Genomic DNA, 16,820 nt, shown 5'->3' on the forward strand with positions numbered 1-16,820 from the left:
AAGTCCAGGTAAAGCTCTATTAGGAGGAGTAGTGAATGGTAGGCCAGGTTGGTGAGGTGCAGGAGTGGCTGGGCGGTATCGGCCCATTAAAAGTTGCTCTGTGTTTTTTTGATTGGTATAATAAAAACGAGATTAATATAAATGATGGTGATTACATGGTATACAATAAAAATATTGAAGAATGCGTTTCCCAGCTTAATACCTTCTCGTCACTCCATCGGCAGTATCTAAATGGTGTTTTAAAGCGTATACATGAGTATTATGGAGATTTGCTCCTGGGCCTTTCAATTTTTGGTTCCTATGCTCGGAGAGAAAACCGGAAAAATTCAGACCTGGACCTGTTGATTATTTTGAAAAAAGTCCCGGGTTTCAGCCAGCGCATCCGGGAATTTGTCGACAATGTAGAACTCGAACTCGAATCTTTAGCCCAAAAATTATACGAAGAAGAGGACATCCTGTGCGAGCTTTCCCCTTATATTCTCTCAAAAGAAGAATCACTAAAATTTCACCCCATTTATTTTGATTTGGTTGAGTACAACAAAGTTGTGTATGACCCGGAAGGTATAATATCTCATATTATTGAATCCACAAAGAATTTAATGGTCCGGAATGGTGCAAAAAAGGTTGAATACGGCAACTTCTGGGAGTGGGAAACGGAAAAAGGAGAATTTTTAGGGGGTACTCAACTGTGAAAATTGATGCCTTAAGTTTAGCTTATCTGGAAAAAGCTAGAATTCGATTTAAGGCACTGGGTTTTTATAATGAACACTGTTCTTATTCCGATGTAGTCAGAGAAGCTCAAGAAATGGTAGAATTATTATTAAAGGCCGTGCTGCGAGCTATAGGTGTGGAAGTGCCTAAAATACACGACGTGGGTCGCGTGCTGGAAAAGCATAAGGAATCTCTCCCTCCCATCCTGCGAGAGCGCATTGATAAAATTAAAATGATTTCAAAGCGTCTGCGCAAGGAAAGAGAACTGAGCTTTTACGGTGCCGAAGATTTTATACCTACCGAAGAATACGGCCCCGAAGACGCAGAAATGGCCATTAAAGATGCGGAATTTATTTTAAAAACCGTTGAAGAAATATTTAAAAGCAGTAAAGATTCCCAGTTTTGACATTAATGGAAGGGTAGAAATGGAGGTTATTAAAAAAAGACTGTCGAACTAATTTTGTCGACAGTCAGGAAAATTTTCATAACTGCTCATAACCATGCAGAAATATGCTGACGAGCCGGTCCGAGACCTCTTCCACATTGAATTCCCTGTTGTGGAACACCTTCTCCTGAATCACGGAAATCATCATTCCGAAAAAACAATGGGCTGCAAGATTTGTATCCTGGAAGTTTCGGGGGGTTTTTTCAGTGTTTTCATCGATTATTTTCGAAAGCAGGTTTATCACTTTGTTTTTCCTGTCATATATCCATTTCATCATGCTTTCGTCAACCAGGATGCGGTGGCTTGCTATCATCCTCAAGACATCGCCGTGCTTTTCCATAAATGAAAAGCTGAATCTCACAATTTTTTTCAGAATTTCTTCAAGCCCGGCATAACCTTTTATCTCGTTTTTCAGGCTAATTGCGTAAAGGTCTATTCCTTCCTTTATAATCTGCTGGAAAAGGTGCTTCTTGCTTTTAAAATACTGGTAAATGGTGCCCTTGCCTATTCCGGCCTTTGTCGCAATCTCCTGCATCCTGGCATTGGGATAGCCTTCGCGCGAAAATATGGAAACGGCGGCCTCAAGTATTGACGAACGCTTTTCCATCTGTTTATCTTTATTCAAAGGACTTCACCCCAGCAAAATGCAGGCCTATTCCAGGCCTTTGCCCGCCCAGTTGTCGAGCTGCGCCCTTGCCACATTGTAATCGAACACCGCGGATGTATATGCAAGCTCGGCCTGCCTCAAGTTTTCCATGGCGGAAAGCACGTCTGCCATGGTGGCCACCTGGGATTTATACTTCAGCTCCGTTGTCCTGTACACTTCCTGCGCCGTCTCCTTAGCCTTTTCCGCTGACTTTAGTTTTTCCGCAGCCTCTATCACCGCGTAATGCGCCGACCTTACAGCAAGGGAGACCTGATCTTCCGCTTCTTTCACTCCCAAAACGGCTTTCTCCAGATCTATCTTCGCCTTCCGGTATGTAAAAGTATTTTCCGCATAGTATTTCAGGGCGAGCCTGCAGTTGAGCTCCGCCACTTCCTTCATTTCCCTCACGCTTATAACCTCCGGCCTGAGCGCCAGGGCGCTTTTGACCATTTCCTCCACATCGGGAAGCTCTTCAGGCGTGTAGGTGAAAGATGTAGTGAGTTCCAGAGGAGCCGTAAGGCTGCGGCCCATAATTTTATTGAGATTCATTTTGGCCAGTTTTAGATTGTTTTCAGCGGAGACCCTGCTCGCTTCGGCGCCGGCCACGGCGGATTCCGCCATCAGCACCGAATCTTTTGCAACAACGCCGTGTTTATAACTCACCTGAGCGTTCTTTAACTGTTCGTTGGCACGTTGAAGCTGGATTTCTGCATTTTTAAGGTTGTCCTGAGCTTTCAGCACATTGAAATAGGCTTTTTCCACCTCTATCCTCAGGTTCTGCTCATCAAGCGCAAGGCTCTTTTTAGCTATCAGTTCATTGGCTTCTTTAAGCCTGGGGGACAGGTCTTTGACCTGCGCTCCCTCAAAACTAAAGGCCTGCGGCACATAATCTCTAAGTATTTTGTCGTCTCGAATCTCCTCCATCTGCTTTGACTCGTATTTGGCTTCTTCCCGTTCCACCTTTGCTTTTTCGTATTCCTGCCGTGAAATTTTTAAGCTTACATTGTTTTGAAGAGCGGTATTTACGCTTTCTTCAAGTGAAAAGCTTGTTTTTTCTTCAGCGTCAGGACTTGCAGACACACTGTTTGCGATTTCGGCCGTATCAGCGGAAACATCTCCCGCAGCTGTGGATTCCGCAAAAACCGCCAGCGGCATTAAAACACACATAGAAACCACCAGGAAGGATATAATTTTTCTATATTGCACTTTCTTACCTCCTATATGAGTGAGTATTCACTCATATTTTTATTTGTTTTTATTATATAATGGGCCTTATACCGCGTCAAGCGCATTTTTTAATCCTTATTCTCCCCATCACCCCTGCATAAATATCTTCAAATATGGAGTAAAGGACAGGCACAACCACGAGTGTCAAAAGGGTTGAGACAGTCAATCCCCCCATGACTGTAACAGCAAGGGGCGCCTGAATTTCACCGCCTTCGCCGATACCGAGGGCAAGGGGTAAAAGGCCGAGAACCGTGGTGAGGGTGGTCATCATGATGGGCCTGAGCCTCCTTGGACCGGCTTCAACTATCGCTTCTCTGACCGTCTTACCCTTTGCCCGCAACTGGTTAATGTAATCCACCAGCACAATGGCGTTGTTGACCGCAATGCCCGCCAGCATTATTATGCCGATGTATGCGGGCACACTGAAAGCCCTTCCGCTCAGCAGGAGTCCAAAAACGACGCCCGTAGTGCAGAACGGAATTGCAAACATTATGGTGAAGGGATGAAGCAGCGATTCAAACTGCGCCGCCATCACCGCATAGACAAGGAACACCGCCAGTAGCATCGCCTGGAACAGGTCCGCAAACGATTCTTCCATTTCTTTGTTCTGACCTTCGAAACTCACGCTGTAGCCTTCAGGTAAATTGACCGTAGAAATCGCTGACCTGATGTCGTTTATCACCTCTCCCAGGCTCCTTTTATAAATATCGGACGTCACATACACCACTCGCTGCTGATCTTCACGATTGATTGTATTTGGGCCTGCAGTGATTTTAAATCTGGCTATATTTCTGAGCGGCACGCTGACGCCCGACGGTGACATCAATGTCATCCCCTCAAGGTCCTCAAGGGTTTTCCTTGAAAGCTCATTGAGCTGAACGTTCACTTCCACTTCCGTTCCGGCCACCCTGTATTTGGTCGCCTCAGCACCGTTTATTGCAATCCTTACAGCCTGTGCCACCTGGCTGGCATCCAGCCCGTAGTACGAAGCCCTGTCCTTATCTACCTTTATCTGGACCTCGGGTCTTCCTTCATCCATAGACGTTTCCACATCCCGGGTGCCCGGCACTTTTTTGACCACAGCCTCAATTTTTTTGGCAAGATTCTCAAGGGTGGCAAAGTCGTCCCCCTTTATGGCCACCTGAACCGGCTTATTGCTTCCTGACGCAGCAGAGCTTGCCATGCTCATGGTGGTGGAGCTATTTAACTCGATTTTTGCTCCCGGGACCTCTCCAATTCTTTGCCTGATTTCTTCCACCACGTCCTTTGTAGATCTCTTCCTCTCACTAACCGGAACCAGGCGCACATCCATGCTGGCTATTTCGCCGCTCCCTCCTGCTCCGAGGAAGCTCTTCATTGTGTTTGTCCCAACCTGTGATGAATACATTTGAACTTCCGGTATCGAAGCCACTATGCGCTCTATGGATTTAACCAGTTCATCGGTCTTTTCCACTTTTGTGCCAAGAGGGTATTCCACATTGATTGATATCCTGCCTTCATCGGTCTCCGGGAAAAATTCTGTACCCACAAGAGGCACAGCTGCCACGCTGATGATAAGAAGAACGACGATGGTAAATATTACAGTCATTCTATGGCTAAGGGCCCACGCAAGGAGCTTCCCGTATTTTTCCTCAATACTCTGGTAAAATCTGTCCATTCCATCGAATATTCCGGCAAGAAAGCCCCGTTTTTTCTCGCTTACACCGGTGACTTTGACCAGACGCGAGCTCAGCAATGGCACTATTGTAATTGCGACTAGCAGGGAAGACAAAAGAGAGAATGTGATGGTGAGGCTCATTTCCTTGAAAACTATTCCCGCAAGACCTTTTACAAAAACAATCGGCAAAAACACCGCCACCGTGGTCAGCGTCGACGCCGCTATAGCAAGCATGACCTCACCGGCGCCCGCGGAAGCTGCTTCCATGCCATTCATACCCTGCTGTCGGTGATAATATATATTCTCAAGCACGACTATGGAGTTGTCCACCAGCATACCTACTCCCATGGCAAGGCCGCCGAGGGATATGAGATTCAGCGTAATGCCGCTGAAGTACATAACGACAAATGTGGTTATAATTGAAATGGGAATAGAAATGGCGATAACCAGTGTCGACCTGAAATTATGTAAAAAAAGATAAAGAACTATTACCGCCAGCAAACCGCCCTGTATGGCGTTTGATATCACATTGCTTATGGACCTTTTTATAAAGTCCGACTGGTCCATGATCTGATAAAGTTTTATCCCAGTGGGCAGATCTTTTTTGATGGCTTCAAGCTCTTTTTTTACTCCATCTGCCACCGCCACCGTGTTGGCATCACTGGATTTCTGTATAAGGATCCTCAGGCCTTCACGGTCGTTTATTCTGGAATACGTCTTTTTGTCTTCCGTAGCATCCTTAATCTCGGCTATATCGCTCAGCTTAACTATGGCTCCCTGCCTGTTGGCCACCACAAGGTCTTTTATTTCATCAATGCTTTCAAATTCGCCCGTTGTCCTCACTATAAACTCTCTGCTGCCGTAGTCCACCGTCCCGCCGGGCACGTTCAGGTTATTGGCTGCAAGAGCCTGCATAACCTGACCGATACTTACTCCGTACCCATTCATCTTATGAGGTGAGAGCAAGACCCTTATCTGGCGGTCCAGCCCGCCCACCACCTGAACGCCTGCCACGCCCTCTACCCTCTCAAGCCTTTTTTCTATCAAATCCTCAGCTATCTGCTTCATTAAAAGCGGGTCTCTGTCGCCGGTCATGCCGTAAATGAGCACAGGCAACATGGACGGGTCATATTTAATTACCATGGGATCGTCTGCATCATCCGGCAGAGTACCTTTAACCATATCTATTTTTTCTCTTATATCCGTTGTAGCGGTGTCAAGGTCCGTCCCCCAGTTGAAACTCACTGTAATCATGGAAACATTGGATTCACTGGATGAAGATATGCTCTTTATATTTTCCACACCCGCTATTTCTTTTTCTATCGGCTTTGTCACCATTGTCTCTATTTCTTCGGAGCTTGCCCCGGGGTAGGTGGTTATGATAACAGCCGTCGGAAGCTGTATATCGGGCAGCAAGTCCACCTGCATCCTGCTCAGCGAAACAAAGCCGAGGATAAGGATGACGAGCACTGCCATGAATGTGGCTACGGGCCTTTTTAACACCCCATCTATAATTTTCATGATTTCACCCCGCTATAGCTTCACAGAATTTTCACCGCAGACCCTTCCGTAAGCATGTTCTGGCCGCTTGTGACGACAGTCTCTCCTTCCTTCAGACCTTCCGTAATCTCCACCCTGTCTCCGTTTGTGATCCCGATCCTGACAAGGCGTTCTTCCGCTTTGCCCTGCTTCACAACATACACTGTATAACCGTTTTTCTTAATAAGTACGGCGTCCTTGGGCACGGTAATCACATTTTCTTTTACGCCTCTGACCACATTCACTTTTGCAAACATTCCGGGCTTTAACCCGTAATCCTTATTTTCTATCTCAATTTCCACCCGAAACAGCCCGTTGGCCCCCGATGCGGGTGATATGACACTTATTTTGCCTTTGATGGCACCTTTATTACCGAGAGCATCTACACTCACTGTGGCTTCCCGTCCTATATTTAACCTGTTAATATCCTCTTCCGGCACTTCTATAACGGCTTTGACCCTGTCTATATTAACTATTGTCCCCAGCGGCATTCCTGCCTGGCACATCTCTCCCGGATTTATCTGTTTTGATGAAATCTTGCCCGATACCGGCGCCCTCACCACCGAATTTTCTATACTTGTCTTTATCAGCTCTACCTGAGCCTGGGCCTGAGCCACCTGAGCCCTCAGTGCTTCAATATTTTTGGGCAGGCGCTCCTGGGTCAGCCTCAATTGTTCCTTCGCGCTTTCATACTGGCTCTTTGCTACTCTGTACTTTAGTTCCATGCCATCAAAGGACTGCCTGGAAATCGCATTAGCTTCATACAGAGCCTTCATCCTCTCGTAGTCTGCCTTTGTATTCAAATAATTATCTTCCGCCTGCTCAAATGCCGACTTTGCCTGCTCCAGCTGCTGAGGCAGCGTCCCCGACTCATTGGCGGCGAGATTGGCCCTGGCCAGCGCCAAAGTCGCCTCCGCCTGGGAGAGCTGGTCGTATAATTCGTCAGTTTCGAGTATTACCAGAGCATCTCCTTTTTTTACATAATCCCCCACCTCAAAATTTACTTCCTTTACTCTTCCCGACAGCTTGCTTACGACTTTTACTTCATCCTCCGCATCAATCTGGCCGGTATAAATCCCCACATCCTCGATTCTATCCCTTTTTGTTTCCATCACTTTTACCGGCACCGCAGATTCTTTTTTTATTTCCTCCTGCTTTTTTTTGGAACATCCGGCAAGAAAGAATATTGATGCTATAAAGAAGAACAGCAATAGCGAAGCTGTTATTTTGTTTTTTCTGCAAAACTCCATAAAATACACCCCTTTTACCTTGCTGTAATTGATATTGGGAAACTACCACCCACATAACTGATCATTTATCGACCGCAATTCATCTCCTTATTTATAGAGAATGAAAACTCTATAATAGTACCGACCGTTCGGTCACTTTGACCTTGTAAAAAATATCCCCCCTTTGGTTGCATAAATAATAAATAAATAATAAATTAATTATTATTGCAAAAATGGACCGAGGGGATATACACCCCCGGCTTGCCTCATTATTTATAAATCGCTTCGAGAGGAGATTAAGAAAATATATTATAACCTTTAATTTTAGTGAGTGCTCACTTAATATAATAATCATTTAGAAGAAGCGTGTCAATAATCTGTACTTTTTGATAGCCTACCCTTTCTATTTCTAAAAGAAAATTTTTCAAAAGTTGTTCTTACTGCCTCTTCATATTGGTTTCCGGTGGTTTCTCTTTACGCCACACTGTCAACCATAAGAACCGTCCCTCTTGTTTTAACCTTGTCAACCACAAGAAACTTTCCTCGTTGTCGGCCATATTCTTCTCACACCACAAAAAAAGCCCCGCAGGGAGGCTTGATGATTAGCTTATACCCTGTGGGGCTTTTGTTTGGCTATAATACGTACTTGTTTCTGTTTTTGTTTTTTTGTGTCCTATGGTTTGTTTTACTGATAAACCTTGCTTTTTTCATAAAGCACCTCTGGATCAACGTCTGCCTGATTGCTCCATTCAATGCTATCAAAACTGACCCGTACTGATCTGAAGATTTTCTCATCCTTTAATTCTTGAAAAATGCCTTTATCCAGATAAGGCTTCATATCAAATACTCTCTTTTCCCCGTTTTCAAAAGTCAGAAGAAGCTTATAATCCTGTAAAGGTTTTACGTCAATAACGGATAAGTACATAGATTATCACCCCCTATTTTAATGGTTCAATTTTAAACGGCGGCTCACCATTCATGACCAATCTCCAGTTGGCTAATAATTCTTCCTTTCTTAACTCTGCCCAGGCTAGCACTAATTTGAGCTGCTTCTTAGGCAAATTGCCCTCCCTGACCTCACAAGAGTTGATATCGATAACCGCTTTGTAATCTTGGTAGTAGGCATGAAAGTGTGGTGGGTTATGTTCATCTGGCGCGCAATACATTCTAATAATTATTCCAAAAAACATACTAATCGTCGGCATTTTATCACCTGTTAATCTCTTTTTTACACTTCTATTATACCATATGAGTCTCAGAAATCCAGAATAGCTTGCTTCATTCCGATAATGGAAATTATGTCCCCATAAACCACAAAAACCGTTCCTCTCGTTCTCATTCAGGTCCTCACCTGGATCGTCAAATGTAGAAATAAAACTTCAGATACCTTCGGTTGGCTGCCTTGAGTATGCCAAAGGCACCCGCCTTTCAGATAAATTCAATCTGCAGGCCATTTTCTTTTGCTATTTTTTCTGCATTTTCCCTGATTAGTTTATTAATGGTTTTTCAAACCGGGGATAATCAAATATTTTTATGTCGTTTGCATAAATATGTGGTCATTCCCTGAGCAAAGCACCATCCTGGTATTACTCCGTGGATTACTTATCAGAGCGAGATATTGCTCCGTCTACTTCTAAAAAAAATTTTTCAAAATTTATTCTTACTGTTTCTTTATATTGGTTTCCAGTGCTTTCTCTTTTTGCACCCTTGTCAACCATAATAACCGTCCCCCTTGTTTTCCCTGCATAGAAAAAAAGATCCCTGGCACTCAGGATTGCTCCCAAGGCCGTAAGGGTAAAAAAGAACCCCTTTGGATTTCTCCGCCGGGGTCCTTTTTTAGTTGAGAACTTTGTGGGTTCTCAATGAATTTTCATTTTAAGCTTATTGTAATTCAACGGGTGTTGTTAAATTTACTATATTTCCTGCTAAGTCAGTTAAGCTAATAGATTCTACTTCATCACCACTAGTTAATGCAGTATTAAATTGATCTGCTGAAATTGTTATTACAGCTGTTTTAGAATCTGATGACCATGATACACTACCAATGTATGTTTTACCTTCTATTTTTATCGTCGCTGTAGTGTCAGCTTTCATAGTTTCGCTAAATACTAAAGTTATTTTTGCATCTTTAGCATCTTGGCCACCGCTAGTTGTACCGGTTCCTACATTTGCTATTTTTGATGCGTCTACTCCTTCGCTAACTGACAATTTAACTACCGTGCTTGCGAATGGGTCAGCATTTACTGCATCTACTACATCTTCCAATGTTGATGTAATATTACCTTCATCTGTAGCTAATTTAACTGTAACAGTCTTTGTACCACTGTTAAATGCTACAGAAAGGCTCTGACTAGCACTGTCATTAACTAACTCTACTGTATAATTGTTTCCAGCAGTTCCTGCTTGAACGGCAACAACTTCTATTTGATTATTTATAGTTGCAGTTGCAGTGGCACCTACTACATTAGGTTGGGTTAATTGAGCAGAAATTACATCTGGCTTTGTAACATCTGTATTCTTAACAACTTTACTTGAGATTTCAACCTCGTTAGCACCAACAAGTTTGTATACTCTTACTACATATGTTGCTTCTTCTGCACCTGGATTAGCTATTCCAAGTTCAGTTGCTGTTATTTCTTTGCTTACTAATGTTGATACTCCACTATTTGCTGGTGATCCATCAGCCTTAAATGCTACAACTTTGTATACATCTGTGTTATCTGCGGGTAATGTAATTTTAACTATCTTGTCAGTTCCTGCTTTAACTGTAGTATTAATATAAGTTACTATGTCTGTTGTTGTTGTTTCTTCTTCAGGTGTAGTTCCTGTAGTTTCTTCTAGCTTCTTATCAAACTCGGCCTTTTCGCTGTCGATGAGCCTCTCAATCACCCTGACATTGGAGCCTTTTTCTACTACGAAGATTATTACGTCACCTTTTCTGATGTTAGATGTGGATTTCTTGTTATCTTCTTCGTAAACTATTGTCTTGCTGGATATTCTAAACGTGGTATCATTGGATTTTTCACCCGCTATGAAATTGTCATTGCTGTCAAGACCGGCTACCTTGACTACAGGTCCTACTTCAAGGCTGGAAGCGTCTCTGTCGATAACCTTGCCGTAGTAGATATCGAACTCGTCTTCTGATTTACCCGGTTCGATTATCTCAAGTGTACCGTCGGATTTTACTTTGCCGATGTATGGATGTTCATCATTGGCATAGAGCATGTCTTCGTCGTCGAGTTTTCTTTCTTCCACATCGCCATCGTAAGACTGGTATTCAACATACCTGTCGCCGCCCTTCATCCAGGTGTCGATGACATAGATGCCCATCTCATCATTTGCAGCGGCACCAGAACCTTTACCGATGAATATTACTCCTTTGGCCTCTGTCTTGTTGTCATCATCGGTGAATACGTAGAAATAGCCGTCAATACCATTGGCATCCTTTAGATCTTCCCATTTGGCTTCGGAGAAGTCGTCAGTATCGTCCCAATATGCACATATATTATCTGCGATCTTATACTTTTTGCCGGTAGTGTTAAATACATATCCTTCTGCGTCGATTATTTTTACATTGTCATCGACGGAGAAAGTATAGGTCTCTTTTGCAGTGCCCGAGGGTTTAATGTTCGCTCCGGAAGGATCATCTTTATCATACGTATAGGCTTCGTATCTTTGTGCTTTTGGTAAGTAATCTTTTCCAAAATCGTTAGTAGAGTTAATCCTCCATACATTCTTGGGATCCATTACATAGATTTCATCTTCGGCAATTTCGCCGTCTTTGTTGAGTTTGAATTTGACGATAGCACCTTCTACAACAGTAGCCTTATCTTTTGTCTTCTGCCCATATTGATTGAGGGCGAAAGCACCATTTTCAGTTAAATTGTCGTCGTCTTCCATATTATAGGTTATCTCGTCGCCGGTTCCATCGTTAGTAACAGTGAATATCTTCAATTTGTCGCCATCAGCATATACTTTCGTAACTATACCGTACATGTATCCAGAAGTGGCTTCGGCTTTGGTCACGAAGTAGGCGATTCTGCCAACCGCGTCTGTATAGGCAACGATAGTTTCCTCATCGGCGTCTTCCATGTCATCGGATACATCCGAGTTCTCCAGGATATACTGATAGATGTCTTCGCCGTCGTTTACACTGTAGTAGGCTTCATAGGTCGTGCCATCTAGGTTATATTTAACTACCTTGATCTCTTTGTCGTCTATTTTGATCCTGTCGTCCTTTACGCTGGAGAGTTTACCTTCAACGATGTTGTCCTTTACTACCCTTACTACAGCATAGTCGTCGCCGCCGATATCCTGTTTCTGAATGTATACGAGGTTGCCTTCTTCGATGTCGTCAACACTGAGTATATTGCCTTCCAGGTCAAGGACTATAACTCCGTCGTAATCCTCGCCTTCCCTGAGGTCAATATCATATTCGTCATCGTCGGCAACTATACCATACAGCATCCCGTTATCATTCTTGGTTACGATCATCCAGGGCTGTGTCTCTCCGGAAGACATGATTTCTGCCCACACGATCTTGCGGTTCTTCAGAACAAACTTACCGACTTTGCCTACCAGCTTGCTGGCATCGGTGACTTCGTCGTATTCAACGGTCTTGTACTCATCACCGTCCATCACATAGATTACAGCATCCTTTTCAAAGGCGTAATCATCATCGGCCTTTACAAGGCTGAGCTTGTCGACGGTCTTCTTATCGCTCTTAAAGACCACGCCTTCGATGTAGTCGAAGTAGGGCTTGTCGTCATATTCTCTTTCGGCGTATACGACTTCATCATCGTCATTGAGGTAAATGGTCACTTCCTCGCCCAGGACATTTTCGACGTTCAGACCGTAGATCATGTCAAATTCTTTTTCTTCGCCTTCATCGTATTTGTCGTCTTCGGAATCCTTCAGGAATTTTACTCTGACCTCCTCTTCGTCAAGGCCGTCGTCGATTCTCCTGTTGGCGATAATCCTTACATCTTCGTATTTCGTTATGTTCAGCTTATCCTCCAGGAGGGTCTTGTCAGACTCATAATACTTCGTGCCGCCTGCCTCATAGGTATCGACTTTAACCACTTTGGCGTCAAGAGTATTGTTCACAAGGATGGCCACATCGCCCCTGGTGGCTCCTCCTGTGGGGTCGCTGAATTTGACGTACTTTGTAATTTCCTTTTCAGCGGCTTTCGCCAGGTAATTGCCCGGCCAGGCTCCCGGTAAGAAGGAATCTTTATAGCCCAGTGCCCTTACCAGCATGGTGATGGCCTCGGCGTAGCTCACCTTGGCATCGGGCTTGAAGGTCCCATCTGGATAGCCCTTGACGAGACCCTGGCCTGCAGCTACGTTTATGTATCCCGCGGACCACCTGCTGGCCTCCACATCTTTAAAGCTGCTGCGGCCCATGGCTGCTTTTGCGGCGGCATCCATCTTCAGTGAAGTGACAAGGATTTTTGCAAACTGTTCTCTCGTCACAACTTCATCCGGATGGTACTTGCCGTCTTCCATGCCGTTTACTATTCCGAATGCAGCAAGCCTTAACACTGCATCTTTTACGTCTTTGTCGGTTATGTCGGATGTCAGCTTCTTTACATCGACCGTACCTGCCTCATTGTCATTGCTCGCCGCCAATGCGGTCTTCGGCAAGCCGGTGCTTGCTATCCCCGCCAGAAATACCAATACCGTGAGGATGGCAAACAGTTTCTTCATGCGCTTTAGATTGTACATTTATAAACCCCCTTTTAAATTAATTTATTTTAATTTGATTTTAAAAAAACTTTTTATCCCACCTCCTGGCCATGATATAGGTAATTTTTCTAAAACCCCTCCCTTCGGCAAAAGATGAAGGGAGGGTAAATCAAAAAGAGGATTTGAGTATACCTCTCTTTGAGAGAGGTCAATATAAATGAGTGATTGCTTACATTTATAGTATAGAGACGGCGGTTTGTTTTGTCAACACATAATTTGTGTTTGTAATAAAATTGTAATAAATCTTTAACCCTCGTTTATAAGCGGTCTGCGGGAATCACCACATAATTATATTTTGAGTATTTAATCACTTTTTATTTTTACATTTAAAATTTAATATCGGTTCTTAATTATATATGGTATAATTTTATTGATAGTGATTAATCACTCATCAAGGGGGTTATAAAATGAAGAGCAATTTTGTTGAGGAACAGTACAGACAGGTTGAAAGGAGCATCAGGATATGCCTTAAAAGAAAGGAAAAAAAAGGCGAAAATTTTAAAGTAAAGCCTGAAATATTGTCCAATTTGCTGGCACTGTCATACTTCAGTACATTGTTCAGGGCGCTGCTTTCTGGAAATGTAAAAGATTTTAAAGCAGGAGAAAGTGAAATCGACGGCATGGTGGATTTTCTTTTTAATGAATTCAAATCTTAATCCCGCTTCTTTATGCCGTTGAACAGGATGTCTAAAATATTGGATATAATTTTATCCTCGTCCTGCCGACCTTCGTGCTCTTCTACCATTGTTCGCACCATGATTATCCCGATAAATATTCCCAGGAGCGTCTGTGCTGCCAGTTGCGGGTCTACATCGGTTCTTATCTTCTGTTCGGCAATGTTTTTCTCAAGTATGGACAGCACCCTGGATACCACGTTTTTATAAAATTCTTCCCTTAACTCTTTGTGAAACTGTATCTCATAAAAAATGATTTTTAAAAGTTCGAAGTTCTGTATTATCAGCCTGTAGTGCAGCTTTAATAAATTTTTCAATGCTTGTCTCGTATCGAGTCCCTGTTCTACATCTTCTATGAACTGAAACAGCGATTTTTCAGTCAGGATGTTTATCAAATTCAGGAGTATGTCTTTTTTTGTTTTAAAATATCTGAAAATTGTTCCTTCCGAGACCCGGGCCTTTTTGGCGATTTCCTTTGTGGTAGAACCTTCAAATCCTTTTTCTGAAAATACTTTTACAGCGGCTTCCAGTATCTGATGTCTACGTTTATCGATTAAGTCCTCACTTTTCCTTCTTTTCTTCCTTCTCACTTTTCCCGCTCCTTTTCAATAGTTTCACTATTTTACATTATAAAATATTATTTCAAACGGGTCAAATCAGCTCCAAACGCCAGGTAAATACCATCAGAGTGTAAAAAAGGCCCCGAGAGGGTAAACCCCCTTCGGGGTCTCTACTATTCCGGCTTTACACAATTTGTCAAAAAAAGATTCATACAAGGGTCACTTTAGATAAAACTGCCGCCGCAGCCAGACCGAGACCCGTCAGCTGGTAGACCTGGACTGTTTTTGCATTGGCCTCCACCAGCCTGGGTATATCATCGTAGTACCGCCTTGCTACGGCCACGGACCGGCGGGCAAAGGGGACGCCCAAACATGCCAGTAACCACAGCGGATTTCGCGTGAAAATGATTAAAACCGCCAGCGACAGATAGGCCAGGACATACAGCAGGGTGTAAACTCTGACCCCGCTTTTTCTTCCAAGTCTCACTACCCAGTTCTTTTTGTTTCCAAGACTGTCCGCTTCATAGTCGGGATACTGGTTTATCCAGAGCACATTGGTTATCAGAAAACCTATGGCCATGGAAGCTATAACGGCCTCGGTTTTCAGTTTGTGGGCCTGTACCAGGTAACTCCCCGACAGGATCAGCGGGCCGAAAGCTAAGCCCACCACAAATTCTCCAAGGCCCCTGTAGCAAAATTTGAATGGCGGAAGGCTGTAAAAGGTTGCCAGCAAAAAACCCGCAATCCCCAACCAGAATACTATATGTTCACGGAAAAAAGTTATATAAAGGCCTACCGCGGCTCCTCCAAGCATGGTGAAGACGGCTATCGCCCGTGTCTCTTTTACGGTCAAAAGCCCGTCAACTATGGTTTTTTTCCCGCCGCTGAAGGGCGTCCTTCTGTCCGGTGTCACAAAACGGTCCACGCCGGATTCATAATCCACAAATTCGTTGATGGCGTTTTTCCCGATCTCGATAAGGTAAACGCCGACAAGACTGCATATGAACCAGTACAGGTTAAAAACGCCCTCTAATCCGTAAGCCAGGGCGGCCCCCACCACCATGGGAATCGTGGAGGCGATCCAGATTTTGGGGTCCGCCAGCTGCCAGAATCCTCTCCACAATCTTGCAAAATCCCCCGTCATGAAATGTTCCTCCTTGAAAACTCTTTTTTAATTTAATTTTATCAGACGCGGCAGCAAATGGCAATTTTAAAAGCCGGCAAGTGTTGTCCAGTACATTGTTGCAACACATTATCATTATATTGTATAATTATTATGCGGCAATTCTAATAATTCTCAGTCCGTTATTTTTAAGCCGCGAAAAAATTAAAAATTTAATAAAGGGGGAATTGCGTTGAAGGTAGGAGTATTATGGAGGAGATTCAGAAATGTGGAGCTCCAGAGAAAGCTCACACAGGATAAAATCTTCGATGACGCTTACGATGAGGCCTTCCAGCATTACACCGCCATCAGGGAAGCGGGATTTGACGCTGTCCTGGTGGAGTGGAAAAAGGACCCCAGAGAAACCCTCCAAAATCTCACGAGCGAGAAGGTGGATATTGTTTTTAACGCCTCATCCCTGCAGGAGGTGGCGTTCCTGGAGACTTTCGGCATCCCCTTCGTGGGTTCGGGGCTGGACCTGGTGGCCACCAGCAAAGCCACACGCAAAAAAATCGTAGCTTACCACCGGCTGCCTACACCCAGCTTCTTCGTGGCTTACGGCCCTGACAGGATTCCGGAGCACCGGTTAAAATATCCCCTTTTTGTAAAGCCGCTCAGGGGCAGGGGCAGCGCCGGCATCAGCGAGGAAAACATAGTGCGGCGCCCTGAAGACCTTCCGAAGGTGGTGGCCAAGATAACCGAAAAAATCGGACAGCCGGCGCTGGTGGAGGAGTACATTAAAGGCCGGGAGATCACGGTGGGCCTCATCGGATATGAAGACCCACGGGTCCTGCCGGTTCTGGAAATAGAATACAACTCCGCGGCCACCAATACTTTCGAGCACAAGATGCTGGACAACGAGATTATCCACTGCCCGGCAAAACTTTCACCGGAGGAAGAAAGCAGGATAAAAGACGCGGCAAAAAAAATATACACGATACTCAACGCCAGGGATTACGGCAGGATAGACATGATTTTGAGCGAAGACGGCACACCCTACTTCCTGGAGCTCAACACCTTTGCCGGCCTCACCATGTCGTCGGGCAAAGCCCATCACGGCTACATGGGCTATATGGCGGAAGCAGCCGGCATGAATGCGGCAAAATTCATAGGTTCCATTATCGACAGCGCTTTAAAGAGATACCGGCTGCCCTTGAGTGAGAAAAACATGATGATATCATGAAAAAAGCACCCCTCATGGGGTGCTCTTTGCTGAAAAATA

The 16,820-nt window shown here is 44.3% G+C and carries 13 protein-coding genes; 4 read left to right on the forward strand and 9 right to left on the reverse strand.

Annotated features, from left to right (window positions below; translation table 11 throughout):
- Nucleotides 1-35 precede the first annotated feature (35 nt).
- Together ACKX14_RS03875 and ACKX14_RS03880 are read left to right on the forward strand one after the other, a co-directional pair.
- Complete coding sequence (locus ACKX14_RS03875) at nucleotides 36-692, forward strand: nucleotidyltransferase domain-containing protein (RefSeq protein ID WP_422444838.1); 657 nt, start codon at nucleotides 36-38, stop codon at nucleotides 690-692.
- Nucleotides 689-1,117: a HEPN domain-containing protein gene (locus ACKX14_RS03880; RefSeq protein ID WP_422444840.1), complete on the forward strand. Its 429-nt coding sequence runs from the start codon at nucleotides 689-691 to the stop codon at nucleotides 1,115-1,117. Before ACKX14_RS03875 ends, ACKX14_RS03880 begins: the two co-directional genes overlap by 4 nt.
- A 76-nt stretch (nucleotides 1,118-1,193) precedes the next feature.
- Here ACKX14_RS03880 and ACKX14_RS03885 read toward each other — a convergent pair whose 3' ends face one another.
- From ACKX14_RS03885 to ACKX14_RS03915, 7 genes are all read right to left on the reverse strand, one after another.
- On the reverse strand, nucleotides 1,194-1,781 hold the full coding sequence (locus tag ACKX14_RS03885; protein ID WP_422444842.1) for a TetR/AcrR family transcriptional regulator: 588 nt from the start codon (nucleotides 1,779-1,781) through the stop codon (nucleotides 1,194-1,196).
- Between the two features lie 27 nt (nucleotides 1,782-1,808).
- Nucleotides 1,809-3,008 carry a TolC family protein gene (locus ACKX14_RS03890; protein ID WP_422444844.1) on the reverse strand — a complete coding sequence of 400 codons (1,200 nt, stop codon included), beginning with the start codon at nucleotides 3,006-3,008 and terminating at the stop codon, nucleotides 1,809-1,811.
- A 76-nt stretch (nucleotides 3,009-3,084) separates the two neighbouring features.
- The gene (locus ACKX14_RS03895; protein WP_422444846.1) at nucleotides 3,085-6,207 is read right to left on the reverse strand and encodes an efflux RND transporter permease subunit; all 3,123 of its coding nucleotides are present in this window, start codon (nucleotides 6,205-6,207) and stop codon (nucleotides 3,085-3,087) included.
- A gap of 20 nt (nucleotides 6,208-6,227) precedes the next feature.
- On the reverse strand, nucleotides 6,228-7,475 hold the full coding sequence (locus tag ACKX14_RS03900) for an efflux RND transporter periplasmic adaptor subunit (RefSeq protein ID WP_422444848.1): 1,248 nt from the start codon (nucleotides 7,473-7,475) through the stop codon (nucleotides 6,228-6,230).
- Between the two features lie 664 nt (nucleotides 7,476-8,139).
- Complete coding sequence (locus ACKX14_RS03905; protein WP_422444850.1) at nucleotides 8,140-8,379, reverse strand: DUF2442 domain-containing protein; 240 nt, start codon at nucleotides 8,377-8,379, stop codon at nucleotides 8,140-8,142.
- A 13-nt stretch (nucleotides 8,380-8,392) separates the two neighbouring features.
- Nucleotides 8,393-8,659 carry a DUF4160 domain-containing protein gene (locus ACKX14_RS03910; RefSeq protein WP_422444852.1) on the reverse strand — a complete coding sequence of 89 codons (267 nt, stop codon included), beginning with the start codon at nucleotides 8,657-8,659 and terminating at the stop codon, nucleotides 8,393-8,395.
- Nucleotides 8,660-9,335: 676 nt separating this feature from the next.
- A complete protein-coding gene (locus ACKX14_RS03915; RefSeq protein WP_422444854.1) occupies nucleotides 9,336-13,181 on the reverse strand; it encodes an S-layer homology domain-containing protein in 3,846 nt (1,281 codons plus the stop codon).
- A 428-nt stretch (nucleotides 13,182-13,609) separates the two neighbouring features.
- On the opposite strand from ACKX14_RS03915, the gene ACKX14_RS03920 reads away from it, so the two are divergent.
- On the forward strand, nucleotides 13,610-13,858 hold the full coding sequence (locus ACKX14_RS03920; protein WP_422444855.1) for a hypothetical protein: 249 nt from the start codon (nucleotides 13,610-13,612) through the stop codon (nucleotides 13,856-13,858).
- Here ACKX14_RS03920 and ACKX14_RS03925 read toward each other — a convergent pair.
- Entirely contained in the window at nucleotides 13,855-14,466 is a 612-nt protein-coding gene (locus tag ACKX14_RS03925) for a TetR/AcrR family transcriptional regulator (RefSeq protein WP_422444857.1), read from the reverse strand. The genes ACKX14_RS03920 and ACKX14_RS03925 overlap by 4 nt on opposite strands.
- A 178-nt stretch (nucleotides 14,467-14,644) precedes the next feature.
- Nucleotides 14,645-15,580, reverse strand: a complete 936-nt coding sequence (locus tag ACKX14_RS03930) for a prenyltransferase (protein WP_422444859.1) — start codon at nucleotides 15,578-15,580, stop codon at nucleotides 14,645-14,647.
- A 211-nt stretch (nucleotides 15,581-15,791) separates the two neighbouring features.
- Between ACKX14_RS03930 and ACKX14_RS03935 the strand changes: the two genes are divergently transcribed.
- Nucleotides 15,792-16,781: a D-alanine--D-alanine ligase family protein gene (locus ACKX14_RS03935; protein ID WP_422444861.1), complete on the forward strand. Its 990-nt coding sequence runs from the start codon at nucleotides 15,792-15,794 to the stop codon at nucleotides 16,779-16,781.
- Nucleotides 16,782-16,820: the final 39 nt, after the last annotated feature.

It is taken from the genome of Thermorhabdus hydrogeniformans, from assembly GCF_049310025.1.
GTDB lineage: Bacteria > Bacillota > Thermosediminibacteria > Thermosediminibacterales > Tepidanaerobacteraceae > JBJYKD01.

Bases quoted from the DNA above. Each gene is read 5' to 3' on its own strand.
- ACKX14_RS03875 (WP_422444838.1), top strand. From the start codon at position 36: ATGGTAGGCCAGGTTGGTGAGGTGCAGGAGTGGCTGGGCGGTATCGGC.
- ACKX14_RS03900 (WP_422444848.1), bottom strand. From the start codon at position 7,475: ATGGAGTTTTGCAGAAAAAACAAAATAACAGCTTCGCTATTGCTGTTC.
- ACKX14_RS03895 (WP_422444846.1), bottom strand. From the start codon at position 6,207: ATGAAAATTATAGATGGGGTGTTAAAAAGGCCCGTAGCCACATTCATG.
- ACKX14_RS03905 (WP_422444850.1), bottom strand. From the start codon at position 8,379: ATGTACTTATCCGTTATTGACGTAAAACCTTTACAGGATTATAAGCTT.
- ACKX14_RS03930 (WP_422444859.1), bottom strand. From the start codon at position 15,580: ATGACGGGGGATTTTGCAAGATTGTGGAGAGGATTCTGGCAGCTGGCG.
- ACKX14_RS03915 (WP_422444854.1), bottom strand. From the start codon at position 13,181: ATGTACAATCTAAAGCGCATGAAGAAACTGTTTGCCATCCTCACGGTA.
- ACKX14_RS03920 (WP_422444855.1), top strand. From the start codon at position 13,610: ATGAAGAGCAATTTTGTTGAGGAACAGTACAGACAGGTTGAAAGGAGC.
- ACKX14_RS03910 (WP_422444852.1), bottom strand. From the start codon at position 8,659: ATGCCGACGATTAGTATGTTTTTTGGAATAATTATTAGAATGTATTGC.